Origin of the sequence: Massilia sp. PAMC28688 (assembly GCF_019443445.1) — a bacterium.
In the GTDB taxonomy this organism is placed as follows: Bacteria; Pseudomonadota; Gammaproteobacteria; order Burkholderiales; family Burkholderiaceae_D; genus Telluria_A.
Genome location: NZ_CP080378.1, coordinates 5176315 through 5194163 on the forward strand (window position 1 = coordinate 5176315; position 17849 = coordinate 5194163).

Sequence of the window (17849 nt, forward strand, 5' to 3'; positions counted from 1 at the left end):
TGCGCAGACGTGCAAAAGAATCAATGTTTCTATCAATATACACTTACATTTCGACCACGTCCATGGACAATGGCGCACTCGTCAAACTGTCGTTTAATTGCCTCAGATAGAGCTTTTCCAGGCTGATCAAGAGCTCGCCACGCGCATTGCAGACCTGCACATTGAGCTTGCGAATATCCTGGCGGGCGCTTGAGGGCTGCTCGGCATACTCCACCAGCACGTAGCATTCGGGCGTCATCGGGCGGACCAGGTCCAGCCCGTCCAGCGCAAATGGCAGGAACGGGCCGCCCTGGTCCACCAGCAGGGCTGCGACACTGTGCAGGGCTCCGTCGAGCAGGGCCGGATGCAAGGTGTAGTCGCCAAATCCGTCCAGCAGCGCGGCCGGCAAGGCAAGGCGCAGCAAAGCATAGCCTTCACCGATATGGACTTCCTGGATCACGTGGAACGAGTCGCCGTACACCAGGCCGCCGCGCGCCATCTGCTCGTAGAACTGGGCGCCGCCGTAGTGCACCGTGCAAGCGCTCTCCAGTTCGTCCAGGGCGATTGGGGCGCTGCCCGCCGCGGCCGGGGTGGTGGCCCCCTCCAGCAGAAGGCGCCCTTCCGCGTGCACGATGCGTTCGTGGTCCGCGCCCATGGAAGTAACGGCAAACTCGACGCCGTCGGAGACCGGCGTGAGCATGGTGCGCAGCGTCTGCGATCCGTCGGCAAAACTGAGCGGCCGAATCCACACAATGTCCCGCAAGGCCACGACTGGCCGTTCTGCCGCCAGTGTGCCGCAGGCCACCGCGATCTCCATGCAGGCCGCCCCGGGCAGCACCGGCGCGCCATCCACGGCGTGATCAACGGCGTAAAACGCGGTATCGGGCAGCAGGGAGCTGAAGCTCACCTGCGTGAGCGTGGACGCATTGTGCGACACCATGGGGTGCAGCCCGCTGCTGGCAATGGCAGGCACCGGCGCGGGCACGGGCGCGGGCGCGGCGGCGGCTGCCCCCTCGGCCGCGAACCAGCAGCGCTGCTGCTCGAACGGATAGGTCGGCAGGCTCACGCGCAGCGGTGGCCTGGCGCCATACAGCGGCGCCCACTGCACGGCAGCACCTTCCACCCATGCCCTGGCCAGCGCATGCAGCTGTGAAGCCGCGGCGCCATGGGCGGCCACGGGCGGCTGCTTGGCGCGCGCCCTGCCTTTCTCCGCGCGGGCGTGATGGACACCATCGGCGTGCCCGTCGCGCTGCCAGGCCAGCAGGCGGGCGCGCAGCTCCGCGTGGCTGGACGCCACCACTGCCAGCCGCTCTTGCATGGCCTCGCGCCCCGTTTGCAAGGTGTGGCAGATGGCTGCCAGGTCGGTCTGTGGATGCCGTTCCAGGTAGTCCAGGAACAGGCCGGCGTACGTGGACAAGGTGCCGGTACTGCGCGCCGACAGGGTGAACACGACCGGGCCATCGTCGGCCGCCGGACAGGCTGGCTGCAGGTACTGTTCCAGCACCAGGCAGGCATTGACCCCACCCGCGCCAAAGGAATTGACCAGGGCACGGCGCGGCCGCGCTGGTTCGCTGTGCCACCCGGCCAGGGTGCGCTGCAGGTAGAACGGGGAATCGTCCCATTCAATGTTGGGATTGCGCTCGTCGGCGTGCAGGCTTGGCGCCAGCTGGCCGTGCTGCATCTGGAGCAGCACCTTGGTCAGACCGGCGATCCCGGCCGCCGACTCCGCGTGACCGATATTGGCCTTGACGGAACCGAGCGGGCACGATTGCGGCCGCACGGCGTCGCTCCGGAATGCCTTGGTCAGCGCCGCCACCTCGATGCCATCGCCCAGTGGCGTGCCGGTACCGTGGCCTTCGACATAGCCGACGGACGCCGGATCGACCCCGGCCTGTGCCAGGGTGTGCTCAATCAGGCTGGCCTGGGCATTCGGACTTGGCGCCGAATACCCATTCGAGCGCCCGCTATGCGCACTGGCGCTGGCGCGGATAACGGCGTAGATCCGGTCGCCGTCCGCAATGGCACGGCTAACTGGCTTGAGAATCACACTGCCCACGCCCTCGCCCGGTACGAAGCCGTCGCCGCCGGCGCCGTAGCTGCGGTTGACGCCATCGCCCGAGACCATGCGCCGGCCACATAGCGACTGGTACTTGGAAGGATGCAGGTACAGATTGACGCCGCCTGCCACTGCCACCTCGCATTCGCCGCTGCGCAGGCTGTTGCAGGCAAGGTGAATGGCCACCAGGGATGAGGAACAGGCAGTATCGACCGGCATGCTCGGGCCTTCAAAATCGAACACGTATGAGGTGCGGTTGGCGATGGACCACGGCAAGGCACTCGGCGTGACCACGCCCTCCGGCGCCGGGCCGGACAGATTGAGGTTGTAGGTATTGGTGGTCACACCCACATACACGCCCACGGCCGCACCCTTGCCGCGCGGGTGGCGCGCGCGCAGGGCTTCGCGGCTGTAGCCAGCATCTTCCAGCGCCGACCAGACCGACTGCAGGAACAGACGCTCCTGTGGATCGGTGGAGCGCGCTTCGTCCAGCGTCATGTTGAAAAGGGCCGGATCGAACCTGTCGGCATGGTCGACAAAGCCGCCCCACTTGCAGTAGATCTTGCCGGCAGCCGCAGCCTGCGAATCGGCGTCGTAGTGGGCAGCGTAATCCCAGCGCTCGGCCGGGACCAGCTCCACCAGATCGTTTCCTTGCTTGAGATTGTTCCAGTACGCTTCCAGGTCCGGCGAACCAGGGTAGCGGCCGTGGATGCCGATGATCGCAATCGGCTCCAGCTCGCCCGCCGCAGTTTGGACTGGCCGCGCCTCCTTTGGCACCGGCGCGGCCACGGCGGGAACCGGACCAGCATCCTGCGCGCCGAACATGCGCGTGACAGCGGCGCCGGCGGCGCCAACCAGGTAACTGGCCAGCTCCGCGATCGTTTCACGCTCGAACAAGAGTGTCTTGGGCAGTGCGCCAAAGTGCTCTTCCAGGCGCGCGTGCACCCGCGCCACCATGACCGAATCGAAGCCATAGGCTTCGAAGCGTTCGCCTGTATCGACGTGGGCTGGATCGAGCTTGATTTCCTCTCCCACCAGCGCCTGCAGGAAGCGTTCGGTGTGGCCCAGCAGGGAACCGGCGCCGGGACCGTCGCCGGTTGTTGAAGGCGCCGGCGAAGCTGAGGCGGCCCGCCGTACATGCGCGTCGATACGCGCAGCGTCGCCATAAACTGCCATGGCCTGGTCCACGCCAGATGCGAGCAGCGCTTCGAAGCACTGCAGGCCAAGGGCCGTCGGCAACGCGCGCAGGCCCGTTTCCTGGGCAATCAAGGACTCGGTGGCAGGGTCAATCCGCATGCCGCCTTCCATCCACAGCGGCCAGTTGATTGACAGGGTTTGCCCGGAACGCTGCCCCTGCCGGCGCCAGACTTCGCGCAGCTGTGCAAAGCTGTCCATGAAGTGGTTGCCGTAGGCGTAGTCGCACTGGCCGGGATTGCCCGTTTGCGCCGCCACCGACGAGAACAGCACGAACCAGTCCAGGGCATCCTCGCGCGTAGCCAGGTCCAGCTGAATGGTGCCGTCAATCTTGGGCGCCAGCACCTGGGCCATGTCTTGCGCGTTCTTCTTGAGCACAAAGGCATCGCGCGTGACGCCGGCCGCGTGGATGACGCCATCGATGGCGCCAAAGTGTTCCCGCGCCTGCCGCACCAGCGAGTCCACATCGGCGGCGCGCGATACGTCGGCGCGAATGTAGCGCACCTGCGCGCCGTGCGCGCACAGGCCGGCCATGGCCTGCTGCTGCGCCGGCCCCGCTTCGCCGCGCCCCGACAGGATCAGGCGCGCCTTGAACTGGCTGGCCAGGTAGCTGGCAAATACCAGGCCCAGTCCTCCCAGACCGCCAGTGATCAGGTACACCCCGCCCTGGCGCACCGGCAACGCCTCGCTTGCCGCGGGCGTGAACGGCAGCAGCGAGCGCACCAGGCGCTCGGTTCCTTTTTCGTTGTGCGTCATGCGCACTGCCCCTGGCGTCGCATGCAGTTCTGCCAGCAGGGCACCGGCCAGCGCTGTCCACGCAGGCTGCTGATCCTCGCTGTGCACTTGCAGCTCCAGCGTGGTACCGGAAAAACGGGGATTTTCAGCGGCGAGCGAACGGAAAAAGCCACCCAGCGCGCTGCCATATGGCGCTGGCGCTGCCGCCGAGGATACCGAAACCGACAGCATGCGCAAGTCTGAAGCAATCCGCTGGACTTGCCACACTTTACAAAGACGCATCAAGGCATACACGCCACCTTGCATCCTGGCGTCGCCAAGCGGACGTGCATGATCACTCCAGCAGGCGTTTTCATGAATGACCGCCGCCGGCAGCCGTCCCTGCGTCCGCAGCGCATCAAGCAGCTGGCCGAAATGCGCCTCGCTGGATGGATTGAGCACAAAGGAACCGGCACCATCTTCGCTGAACCCATCGCCCCATGATGCGTGCACCAGCGCCGCACCGGTATGGCGCAGGGAATCGGCCAGCCCACCGGAGACACCGAGCAGCAGGATTGGGCCGGCAGGCAGCTCATGCGCTTTAACTTGCTCCGGCGTCCACTGCGGGCGGTAGAACAGCAGGCTGTCTGACTGCGTGCCCCCCGCAGGCTTGGCCTGCACAATGGCGGCACCGCTGCCTGGCGTCACCCAGTAGCGCTCGCGCGCGAACGGATAGGTAGGCAGCGCAACACGCCGTGGCGAGGCATGGCGCGGCAGCTGGCGCCAGTCGATGTCCGCTCCCAGTGCCCATAGCTGCGCCAGCCGCGCAAGGTCGCGCTGTGCCAGCAGCTGGGCTGCAAAGCTTTCGCCGGCGCCCGAGAGCAGGTCGCCGACCTGGTCGCGCAGGCCACGCGCATCGCCCTGCACCACGCCGTCCGGCAGCGGCAGCTGCTTGCCACCTGTCTTTTCAGGCAGGGCAAGCCACTGTGCAAGGCGCTCTGCCAGCTCGGCGAAATCATTGGCCACGATGGCCAGGCGTGTGTTGAGAGCCACGCGTCCCACCTGCATCGTGTAGGCGACATCGGCCAGGCTGGCTGCGGCCGGGGTGGCCACCCAGCGGGCCAGCGCCGCCGCATAGCGGCGCAGGCCCGCGGCGTCCCGCGCAGAGATGATCACCAGCTGAGGCGCCGCCATTGGCGCCGGTGTACTGTGCTGCACCACTTGGTCCAGCACGATATGGGCGTTCGATCCACCGGCACCAAAGGAGCTGACGCATGCGCGCCGCACGTGCTGATCACGCGGCGTCCAGTCGGCCAGCTGCTTTTGCACCGCAAACGGCGAGGCAGCAAAATCAATGTAGGGGTTTTCCACCTGCGCGTGCAGGGAGGGCACCAGCTGGCCATGCTGCATCTGCAGCAGCACCTTGCTTACTGCTGCAACGCCTGCCGCAGCTTCCAGGTGGCCGATGTTGGATTTCACCGAGCCGATCGGGCAGGACTGCGGTGCGCAGCCGGCGTCGGCAAACGCTGCCAGCAGCCCCTTCATTTCAATCGGATCACCCAGTGCCGTGCCGGTGCCGTGCGCTTCCACGTAGTTGACGCTGGACGGCGCCACGGCGCCGCGTGCCAGCACCTCGCGGATCAACTGGCCCTGCGCGGAAGGATTGGGAACGCTGTAGCCATTGGTCTTGCCGCCGTGGTTGACGCCACTGGCGCGGATCACGGCATATACATGATCGCCGTCGCGCAGTGCATGATCCAGGCGCTTGAGCACCAGTGCACCCACGCCTTCACCCGGCACGTAGCCGTCACCGCCCGCGCCGAAGCTGCGGCAGCGGCCATCGCTGGCCAGGAATTTACCTTCACTCAGGCCCAGGTATTTCTGCGGGTGGATCGACACGTTCACGCCGCCGGCAATGGCGGCATCGCTGTCACCGCTGCGGATCGACTCGCACGCCAGATGGATAGCCGTCAGGGACGAGGAGCACATGGTATCGAGCGCCATGCTCGGGCCATGCCAGTCGAACACGTAGGAGACACGGTTGGCGATCGACGCGTGCGATGACCCGGCCACGCCGGTGCCGCCACGGTGCGCCGCATCGAGCCCCACCAGATCATACTGGGCCCACATCACGCCCACGAATACGCCCATGCGGCTGCCGGCCAGGTGCTGCCTGCTGTACCCGGCATCCTCAATCGCCTTCCAGGTGGTCTGCAGGAACAGGCGCTCCTGCGGATCGATGCGCTCTGCCTCCATTGGCGAAATGCCGAAGAACAGCGGGTCGAAGCAGTCCACATCGCTGATGAAGCCACCCCACTTGGCATAGCTCTTGCCCGCCTGGCTGCGGTCTGCGTCATAGAAGCCATCGAGCTCCCACCGCTCGGCCGGAATCTCGGTGATGCAATCCTTGCCCTGACTGAGGTTTTCCCAATACGCAGCCAGGTCGGCCGCCTGCGGATACTGGCCGCTGACGCCGACGATGGCAACTTCCACCCGTCCCGGGCCGACTTCTGGATCGGCAGCGGCGAACCGGCGCCGCGTACGGGCCGCCGGCGCCGGCTCAGGCGGTGCCGCCATCGCAGGCGCAGCCGCCGGGGCCTGGCCGGCGTGGAACAGCCGGCCCAGTGTGGCCGCATGGTCAAGCACGAAGTAGCGGGCCAGCGCTTCCAGGCTCTGGTATTCAAACAGCAGTGTCTTGGACAGCGGGCCGAAGGTCTGCTCCAGCACCCGCACCAGGTCCATCGACATGACCGAGTCGATGCCGTAGGTTTCCAGCGGTGCGCGCACGTCGATGCGGCTGGCGGGCATCTGCAGGATACCTGCCAATGCCTTGCGCAGGAATTCCTGCGCCGGCGCCTCCAGCGCTGCGGCTTGCGGCGCCGGCAGCGAGGCCGCCGCGGCGGGAGGCTCGGAGCGCGGGCCCTGTCCCAGGTAGCGGCGCAATTTGGCCGGTTCACCCTGCACCAGCAATACCTGGGCTGCGCCCTGCGCCAGTGCGCCGTACAGCGCCTGCAGGCCCGCGGCGGTGGACAGCGGCTGCATGCCAAGTGTGCGCAGGCGCGAAAGGCTGCCGTCGTCAACCGCCATGCCGCCCTGCTCCCACAGCGGCCAGTTGATAGCCACCGTGCGTCCCTGCCGCTCGCCGCGCGCCACCAGATCGTTGCGGTGCGCTGCAAACTGGTCCATGAAACCGTTGGCTGTAGCGTAATCAGCCTGGCCAGCATTGCCAAGCGCGGAAGCCAGTGATGAGAACAGCACCATGAAGTCGAGCGCCAGGTGTGCGCTGGCCGCGTCCAGGTTGACCGTGCCACTGACCTTGGGACCGAGCACGCGGTCAAATTCAGCCGCCGTCTTTTTAAGGATCAAGCTGTCCGACACCTGGCCCGCGCTGTGGATGATGCCGGCCAGCGGACCACGCTCGCGCACGATGCCGTCAACCAGCGCCGCAACGGCGCCTGCGTCCTCCAGGTCCAGCTGGCGGTAATGGGCGCGGACTCCAAGCTGGTCCAGCTGCTTCCGGCGTGTCGCATCCAGGGCGCCGCGCCCGGTCAGCACGACCTGCGCGCCCGCCGACCGGCCAAGGATTTCCCGGGCAAACAACTGGCCCAGGCCACCCAGGCCGCCGGTGACAAGGTAGACACCGTCGTCGCGCAAGGCCACCGGCCAGGCTGCGCCTTTCCAAGGCTGCTCCTGCCAGGCGCACACTTCACGGCGCCCGCCGTGGTAGCGCACCATGACGTCGGCGCCCTCATTGGCCAGCAATGCGGCCAGCGTATCGGCGCCAATGCCGGCTTCGACCAGCACCACCTGGCCGAGCAGCAGGGGATTTTCCTGGCTGGCCGTGCGCAGCAGGCCGGCCAGGCCAGCCAGCAGTGCGCCGCCGGCGTCCGGCACGACCACTTGCACCAGCGTGGGGCCGGCAAGCCTCGACTGAAGCAAGGCCTGGATCTGCTCAAAACAGGCCGTTGCCAGCGCCGCGAAACGAGCAGCCGTGCCATCTGCCTTGCTGTGCATATGCTGGCAGCGGCTCGTTGGCAGCAAGGCTTCCAGGGCGAGGACATCGACCTGCGGCAGCTCCAGCAGCCACACATGGCGCGGCCCGGCGGCCGGTGCCGGAGCTGCTGCCGCTTCCCACACAGGCACGGCCCACAGCAGGCCGGAAACCTCCGAATCCACCGCCCGCACACTGAAGCCGCGCAGCTGCACGCGGACGTCGCCCTGTTCATCGCACAAGTCGATGTCCAGCTTGCGCAGCGATGCAAGCGAGCCTTCGCTTTCACGCACCCATGCCCGCATGTTCGCGATGCAGGGCCCGTACACGCACACTGTCTCCACGGCATAGGGGAGCATCAGCGGCGCATCGACCTGTTCGCTCAGCAGGCCCATACAGGCTTGCAGGGCAGCGTCCACCAGGCTTGGATGGAGCACGTAGGCAGCGCTATCGGCTTCCAGCGCCGCTGGCAGCTGCAGGCTGGCCAGCAGCTGGCCGCTGCCCAGCGTCAGCGCCCGCACGGCGCGGTGCCCGGCGCCGTATTCCAGGCCCCTGGCGGCAAGTTGTGCGTACAGCGCTTCCGCTTCCACCACGCCACCCTGCATCTGCAATTCCAGTTCGGCCAGTGCCAGCGCGGCAGGCACCATCGCCGCCACATGGCACGCGCGGCCATGGCAATGCACGTGCTCATGGCCTGCGTCATCGCGGCTATAGACCTCGAACTCCACTTCGCCGCCTTCGCCAGCCTGCAGGCCTATGTCGATGCGGGTGCGTCCTGCCACAGTCAGCGGGCGGGCCCACACCACCTGGCGCAGCTCCATCGCCCCCTGCTGCCGCGGCAGCGCCAGGGCAGTGGCCGCGCGCGCCATCTCCAGGTACGCAACCGCCGGCAGCACGGCGCGCGTGGCCTGGCCGCCAAAGCGCACCTGATGGTCAGCCAAAAAGAATTCACTGCCTTCAAACCAGCTTGCATAGCCCTGCTCATGCAGGTCGGAAGTATTGGCGTGGACCAGTGGATGCAGCGCGGCGCCGGTGCCTGCGGCAGCTGGCGCCGTCTCGATCCAGTAGCGCTCCTGGGCAAATGGATAGGCCGGCAGGCTTACGCGGCGCGGGAGCGCGCCTGCATAGAGCTTGCTCCAGTCCAGGTCCAGCCCACCGGTCCACAGTTCGACCAGCTTGCCCAGCTTGCGGCGTGCGATCCATTTGTCGATCGCCTCCTTCATGTCTTCGTCCTGGCTGATCAGGCCCATGCCGTCGCGGCTGCGCCTTGCCTGGCCGGTGTGCAAGCCTTCAACCTCGTGCCTGCCGGCGACGAATGCCGCCAGCCGCTGGCACAGCTGGCCAGCGTCGGCGGCAAGGATGCCAAGCCGCTCATCCATCGCCTCACGCCCCAGCTGCAGCGTGGCTGCCACCGCCGCCAGGTCCAGCGTTTCGCCCTGCGCCTGCACATGGTCCAGCAGGTCCTGCGCCTTCTGGCGCAGCTGCGCAGCGGTACGCGCGGACAGCACAAAAACCGTTTGGGCATCGGAGGCCGGCACCGCCGGTGTGCGCTGCCGGTACTCCTGCACGATCACGTGTGCGTTCGAGCCGCCCGCGCCAAATGACGACAGGCCGGCTATGCGGTCGATCTCACGCCCGTCCACTACGGGACGTTCCCACGCCGTCAGGCTGCGGTTGACCACAAAGGGCGTCTGCTCGAAATCGATATGCGGATTGAGGGTGTCGGCATGCAGCGACGCGGCGATTTCGCCGTGGCGCATCTGCAGCAGCACCTTCATGAGGCCTGCGATCCCGGCGGCCGACTCGCAATGGCCGATGTTGGACTTGGCCGAGCCTATGCGGCAAAAGCCGGTGTCCTGCGTATGCTGGCCAAACGCCCTGGCCAGGGCCGCGATTTCAATCGGGTCGCCCAGTTTGGTGCCGGTGCCATGCGCCTCCACATAGCTGATGTGGCGCGCATCGATCCCGGCGTCGGCCAGCGTGCGCGCGATTGCGCTGCTCTGGGCCAGCGGATTGGGCACCGTGTAGCCATTGGTCTTGCCGCCGTGATTGAGGCCGCTGCCGCGAATCACGCCGTAGATCGTATCGCCATCGCGCTCGGCCTCGGACAGGCGCTTGAGTATCACGACGCCGACGCCCTCACCGGGGATGTAGCCATCGCCACCTTCGCCAAAGCTCTGGCAATGGCCGTCGCTGGAGATAAACTGGCCCGCCGACAGTGTCAGGTACTTGTGCGGGTGGATGGTCACATTGACGCCACCGGCAATGGCCATGTCGGTCCGGCCCAGTTTCAGGTCCTGGCACGCAAGATGGATGGCCGTCAGCGAGGAAGAACACATGGTATCGAGCGTCATGCTCGGGCCATGCAGGTTCAGGGCGTAGGATACGCGGTTCGCGATGCTGGCCGTGCTGCCGCCCACCGGCGTGCCCTGCCCCTGCGCCCCGAACAGCTGGTACTGGCTGTACATGACACCTGCATACACGCCGACCTGGCCGGCCAAATCGCCTTCTCGCGGCAGCTGCAGGCTGGCCCGCGTGTAGCCGGCGTCTTCCATCGCCATCCAGGCGTGCTGCAGGAACAGGCGCTCCTGGGGATCGATGTAGCGCGCCTCGCGCGGGGAGATGTTGAAGAATAAGGGGTCGAACTGGTCCACCCCTTCGATGAAGCCACCCCATTTGCTGTAGTGGCGCCCCGGCTCGGTGCGGTCGGCGCTGAAATACTCGCGCCAGTTCCAGCGTTCGGGCGGCACCTCGGTCACGCAATCGAGGCCGTCGCGCAGGTTGCGCCAGAAGGCGTCGAGGTCGCGCGCTTGGGGATAGCGCCCGCTCATGCCAATGATGGCCACCGCTTCATCAGTCCTGGCCGCGGCAACACGCGCCTGGCTGTTGCTGCGGCCGGACTTCCTGCGCCCGCTGGCAGGGGAACGTGCCGCCGGCGCGGGCGCTGCCGGCAACGATACAGGCTGTGCGAACAGGGTGGCCAGGCGCGCGCCGTGCGCGCCGATGAAAAAGCGCGCCAGCCCGGCCAGGGTCTGGTGCTCGAACAGCAGCGTCTTGGACAGTGCGCCGAAGGTTTTCTCCAGTTCCCGCACGAGACTCATGGACATGACGGAATCGATGCCGTATGTCTCAAGTGGCGCATGGACGTCGATCCGCCCGGACGAGAGCTGCAAAATGGCGGCCAGCTGCCTGCGCAGGTAATCCTGGGTCCGTTCTTCGAGAGCAGCGCCGGACATGGCTGGCGCCGCCAACGCGCTTGCCACCGGCGGCTCCGCCGGGGCAGCAAGCATGGAGCGGAGCTTGACCAGCTCGCCCTGAACGACCAGCACCTGGCTTGCGCCAAGCGCGAGGGCGCCGTGCAAGGCTAGCAGGCCCACCCGCGATTGCAGCGGGACCATGCCGCCGGCGCGCAGCAGTGCGACGCTGCCCGGGTCCAGCCGCATGCCGCCCTGCTCCCACAGCGGCCAGTTGATGGCAACCGTGCGCCCCTGGCGTTCACCGCGCGCCACCATGGCATTGCGGTGCGCCGCATACTGGTCCATGAAGCCATTGGCGCTGGCATAGTCGGCCTGGCCGGCATTGCCAAGCGCAGAGGCCAGTGATGAAAACAGGACCATGAAGTCCAGCGCCAGGTCGGCGCTTGCCGCATCCAGGTTGACAGTACCTGCCACCTTGGGCCCAAGCACGGCATCGAATTGGGCGGCGGTCTTGTTGAGGATGAAGCTGTCGGCTACCTGCCCTGCACTGTGGAGGATGCCGGCCAGCGGGCCCAGCTCGCGCCCAATGGCGGCGATGAGCGCCGCGACCGCGCCCGCATCTTCCACATCCAGCTGGCGGTAATGCGCCCTGCCTGCGCCGCCCAGCTCATCGAGCTGAGACTGGCGCCCATCGGGCGCGCCGCGCCCGGTGAGCACCACCTGGGCGCGCGCCGTGCTGGCGAGGATATCGCGCGCAAACAGCTGCCCCAGCCCACCGAGACCACCAGTGACGAGGTATATGCCATCCTCGCGAAACCCGACCGGCCACGGCGCATCCCGCCCTGGCTGCTCCTGCCAGGTGCGCACTTCGCGCCGTCCACCCTGGTAGCGCACCAGTGGCTCGCTGCCGCTACTGCGCAGCAGCTGCGCCAGCGCGGCTGCGTCCATTCCCGGCTCCACCAGCACGAGCTGGCCGAGCACGTGCGGATTTTCCTGGCTGGCCGTGCGCAGCAGACCCGAAAGGCCTGCCAGCAGCGCGCCGTCCGCGTCCGGCACGACCACCTGCACCAGGGTCGATGCGTGAACGCCGCCGTGCAGCAAGCCTTGCAGCTGTGCGAAACAGGCCATGGCCAGTTCGCGGTAGCGCCCCGCTGCATCCCCGGCAGCGCTGTGCAAGTGAGTGCACCGGGTCGATGGCAGCCCCATTTCCATCACGCTCGCGTCAAGCTGTGGCATCTGCAGCAGCCAGACCTGACGCTGTTGCACGCCCGGCGCGGCGGCCGGCCGCGCAGTTTCCCAGGCCGGCACTGCCCACAACAGCGAAGGCGCCCCGGTTTCTACCGCGCGTACGCTGAAGCCGCGCAGTTCCACGCTGACCTGGCCGCTCTCGTCGCACAGGTCGATATCGAGCTTGCGCATGGCAGCGCCGGATCCTGCACTCTCGCGTACCCAGGCCAGCATGCGCTCCGAGCACGCCGCTACCACGCGTACCGATGCAAGGGCGTATGGCAGCATCAGCGGCGCACCATCCTGCTCAGACAGCAAACCCATGCACGCCTGAAGCGCGGCATCGAGCATGCTCGGATGCAGGACATAGGCAGACGCTGCACCCTGCAGTTCACGCGGCAGCTGAAGCCGTGCCAGCAGCTCGCCCTGGCCGCGCGCCAGCGAAGTTACTGCCTGGTGCGCCGAGCCGTATTCCAGTCCCATCGCACGCAGCCGGGCATACAGTGCATCAGCCGGTACCGCGTCGCCCTGCATCCGCAATTGCAGCGCCGGCAGGTCCAGTGCATGCAGACCGGCCTCCACATAAGCCGCCTGACCCTGGCAGTGGACCCGTTCATCACCGTCCTGCCCCTCGCTGAAAATCTCGAAGTCAATCTCGCCCGGCGCGCCCGCCTGCAGCGCAATACTGACCTTGGTGGGACCATCGACCAGCACCGGCTGGGCCCATACGGTCTGCCGCAGTTCCAGGCACATTCCCGGCACAGCCGGCACCGCCAGGCGCACTGCCTCGCGCGCCATTTCGAGGTAAGCGACGGCGGGAAGGACCTTGCGGCTGCCGGCGCCGTCGATCCTCACCTGGTGGTGAGCCAGGAACGGCTCCTGTCCGTCAAACCAGCTGCTGTAGCTTTGCTCGAGCATGTCCGAAGTATTGGCATGCAGGAGGGGATGCAGGACTGCGGTGGCCTTGCGCTCACCCAGCAGCGACAAGTCGATCCAGTGGCGTTCACGCGCGAACGGATAGCTCGGCAGGCTCACGCGGCGCGGGGCAGTGCCGCTGTAAAGGCGCGACCAGTCCAGGTCCAGCCCCTTGCTCCACAATTCCAGCAGCTTGCCCAGCTTGCGGCGCGCAATCCACTTGTCGATCGCCTCTGCCATATCATCGTCCTGGCCAATCTGGCCAAGGCCCTCGCCGTTGCGCCTGACCTGGCCGCGGTACATCTCGCCCTGCTCCTGACGACCCTGCACGAAAGCGGCCAGCTGGGCGCGCAGTTGCGCCGCGCTGTCCACCACCATGGCGAGCCGTTCATCCATGGCCTCGCGCCCCACCTGCAGGGTGTAAGCGACGGCGGCAAGGTCGAGCGCGTCGCCTTCCTGCTCGACATGGTGCAGCAAATCGCGCGCCCGCTGGACCAGCTGTTCCCCGGTCCTGGCCGACAGCACGATCGCCTGCGCGCCGCCTTGTTCCGCAGCGTGGGCCGGGCGGCGATATTCCTGCACGATCATGTGGGCATTGGAGCCCCCGGCGCCGAATGACGACAGGCCGGCAATGCGGTCGATCTCACGCCCGTCCACCACGGGACGCTCCCACGCCATCAGGCTGCGGTTGACGACAAATGGGGTCTTGTCGAAATCAATGTGCGGATTGAGGGTGTCGGCATGCAGCGACGCGGCGATTTCGCCGTGGCGCATCTGCAGCAGCACCTTCATGAGGCCCGCAATGCCGGCGGCCGACTCGCAATGGCCGATGTTGGACTTGGCCGAGCCTATGCGGCAAAAGCCCTTTTCCTGCGTGTGCTGGCCAAAGGCCCGGGTCAGCGCCGCAATTTCAATCGGGTCGCCCAGCTTGGTACCAGTGCCATGTGCCTCCACATAGCTGACGTGGCGCGCGTCGATGTTCGCGTCTGCCAGCGTGCGCGCGATTGCGCTGCCCTGGGCCTGCGGATTGGGCACCGTGTAGCCATTGGTCTTGCCGCCGTGATTGAGGCTGCTGCCACGGATCACACCATGGATCGTGTCACCGTCACGCTCGGCCTCGGACAGGCGTTTGAGCACCACAATGCCCACGCCTTCGCCAGGGATGTAACCGTCGCCGCCTTCGCCAAAGCTCTGGCAGTGGCCATCGCTGGAGATGAACTGGCCGGCCGAGAGCATCAGGTACTTTTGCGGATGGATCGTCACGTTCACGCCGCCCGCAATGGCCATGTCGGTACGCCCGAGCTTGAGGTCCTGGCAGGCCAGGTGGATGGCGGTCAGCGAGGACGAGCACATGGTATCGAGCGTCATGCTCGGCCCGTGCAGGTTCAGGGCATACGAAACGCGGTTGGCGATGCTGGCGTAGCTGTTCGCAATCGGCATGGTGGTACCCGCGGCGGCGGCCTGCGCGCCAAAGAGCTGGTACTCGCCATACATCACGCCCGCATAGACACCGACCTGGCCCGCCAGGTCACCCTCGCGCGCCAGCTGCAGGCCGGCCCGCGTGTAGCCCGCGTCTTCCATCGCCATCCAGGCGTGCTGCAGGAACAGGCGCTCCTGCGGATCGATGTAGCGCGCCTCGCGCGGGGAGATATTGAAGAACAGGGGATCGAATTCGTCCACGCCTTCGATGAAGCCGCCCCACTTGCTGTAGTGGCGGTGCTGCTCGCTGCGGTCGGTGCTGTAATGCTCGCGCCAGTCCCAGCGCTCGGGCGGCACTTCGGTCACGCAATCGAGGCCGTCGCGCAGATTGCGCCAGAAAGCGTCCAGGTCGCGCGCCTGCGGATAGCGCCCGCTCATGCCGATGATGGCAATCGGCTCGTTGTGCTCATTGCGCTCGTTGTGCGCGATGCGCGCAGCACTGGCATGCGGCTGTGGCAGGCGGCCGCGCCTGTGGCGCCCGCGCGGGCTGGCGGCAGGCGGCGCAGCAACGGTGGCCACCGGCGCCTGGTCCGGCTGGGCAAACAGGGTGGCCAGCGTGGCGCCGTGCTCGTCGACGAAGTAGCGCGCCAGTGCGGCCAGCGTCTGGTATTCGAACATGAGCGTCTTCGACAGCGCGCCGAAGGTTTTCTCCAGCTCGCGGGTGAGCTTCATGGCCAGGATGGAATCCATGCCATAGGTCTCCAGCGCGGCCTGGGCGTCGATCCGCCCAAGGGGAATCTGGAGCAGATCTGACAGCTGGCGGCGCAGGTATTGACGGGTCGGTTCCTCCAGCGTGCCCGGTGCTGCCACGGCTGCGCTCTGCACCGGGGGCCGTGCTGGCGGCGCCGCCAGCGGCTGGCCTGCCAGCACGCGCCTGACCGGTTCGGCCGCCCCCTGCATCAGCAGTACCTGGGCCTGACCCAGCGCCACCGCGCGCTGCAAGGCCTCGATTCCCACTTCTTCCGGCAGTGCCTCCATGCCCAGGCTGCGCAGCGCGGCGCCCGTTGCGGCGTCCATCTGCATGCCGCCGGCGGCCCACAGTGGCCAGTTGATCGCCACCGTCAGTCCCTGCCGCTGGCCCTGGGCAGCGAGGGCATTGCGGTAGCCTGCATACTGATCCATGAAGCCATTGGCGCTCGCATAGTCGGCCTGGCCGGCATTGCCCAACGCCGACGCCAGCGACGAAAACAGGATCATGAAGTCGAGCGGGAGACCCCGGCTGGCCAGGTCCAGGTTGACCGTGCCGGCCACTTTGGGACCGAGCACGGCGCGCATGGCTGCAGCGTCCTTGTTGATGATGAAACTGTCGGCTAGCTGGCCGGCGCTGTGAATGATGCCGTCCAGCCGGCCGAGCGAGGCGCTGACTTCCGCTACCACGGCAGCTGCCTGCTGCGCGTCTTCCAGGTCCAGCTGGCGGTAATGGACACGGCCACTGGCGCCAAGGGCGGCGATATGCTGCTCGCGCACCGCATCGAGCGCTGCGCGCCCGGTCAGCACCACCTGCGCCGCAGCGGTGCGGCCCACGATATCAAGCGCGAACAGGCGCCCCAGGCCACCGAGGCCGCCTGTAATCAGGTACACGCCGTCGGCGCGGTAGGCCAGCGGTGCCGCGCCGCCTTGCCAGTCGTGCTGCTGCCAGCGCTGTACTTCGCGCAGCCCGGCGCGGTGGCGCACCAGTGCTTCGGTACCCTGCTCGCCTTGCAGCAGTTGCGACAGCCCGGCCGTGTCCAGACCGGGCGGCACCAGCACCAGCTGGCCGATCAGCTGGGGATGCTCCTGGCTTGCCGTGCGCAGCAGGCCTGCCAGACCGGCGGCCAGCGCCTGCTCACCGTCATCCTCCACCACAATCTGTACCAGCGCCGGGCCGGCCAGCTTGCTGGTCAGGAGCGTGCGCAATTGGTCAAGGCAGCCTGTCGCTTGTTGGGTGTAACGCGTGGCGCAATCATCTGCGTCACCTGGCAGGCGCAGGCCGGTGGCATTCATGGCCATGCCAATGCGGTCCGCGTCGATCTGCTGCATGCCGCACAGCCAGATATGGCGCTGTTGCGGCGCAGGTCCAGCCTGTACTGCCTGCACCGACCATTGCGGTGAGGCCCACGCAGTGACGGGACCGGCAGGAACGCTGGCATCGACCGGGCGCGCACTGAAGGCACGCATGCGCACGCACACCCTTCCCTGCTCATCGCACAGGTCAATATCAAGCTTGCGCAGTGCGGCCGTGGAATCGGGCGCGTGCCGCACCCAGGCCAGCATGCTGCGCGTGCATGGCTGCAGCACCTGCACTGCCTCCACCGCGTACGGCAGCAGCAGCTGGGCGCCGCTATCCTCCGGCGCCATGAGCCCGATGCAAGCCTGCAGCGCGCCGTCCATCAGGCTCGGATGCAGGCCATATGCCTGCCACTGCGTGGCGGCCGCATCCGGCACCGCCAGGCGCGCCAGCGCCTGGCCTTCGCCGCGCGCCAGGCTATCCAGCGCGCGGTGGGCCGGACCGTACTCCAGACCCATCTGCCACAGCTGGCTGTACAGCGCTTCCCCGGCAAGCGTCCCGCCACCCAGCTGCGCTTCAAGACTGGCCAGATCAAGGCCGGCGGCCGACCCCGTCACGTACTTGCCCCGTCCCTGGCAGTGCACGCGCTCTTCGCCATCGTCTGCCTGGCTGTAGACTTCAAAACCGACTTCGTCATCTTCGCCTGCCTGCAGGGCGATGCTGACCTTGGTCCGCGCGTCCACCACCACTGGCTCGGCCCATGCCACCTGGCGCAGTTCCAGCCAGCTGCCAGCCGGTGCCGGCAGCGCCTGGCCGATCGCGGCACGCGCCATTTCCAGGTACGCCACGGCCGGCAGCACGCGGCTGCTGCCATCGCCGCCCAGGCGCACCCGATGGTCCTCCAGGAAGAACTCGTGACCGTCGAACCAGCAGCTGAAGCTTTGTTCGGACAGATCGGACGTATTGGCGTGGAGCAGCGGGTGCAACCAGGCCGACTGACCAGCACCCGCGCCGCGGGCAAACTGCTCCAGCAGGGAGCGCGCACTTTCCTTAGGCAGACGTTTGCTTTTCAGTTCGGAAACAATGTACTTGATGAAGTCAGCCATACCC

1 protein-coding gene is annotated in these 17849 nt (G+C 67.1%); it reads right to left on the reverse strand.

Annotated features, from left to right (window positions below):
- Positions 1-43 precede the first annotated feature (43 nt).
- Complete coding sequence (locus KY495_RS22885; RefSeq protein WP_219881567.1) at positions 44-17845, reverse strand: SDR family NAD(P)-dependent oxidoreductase; 17802 nt, start codon at positions 17843-17845, stop codon at positions 44-46.
- Positions 17846-17849: the final 4 nt, after the last annotated feature.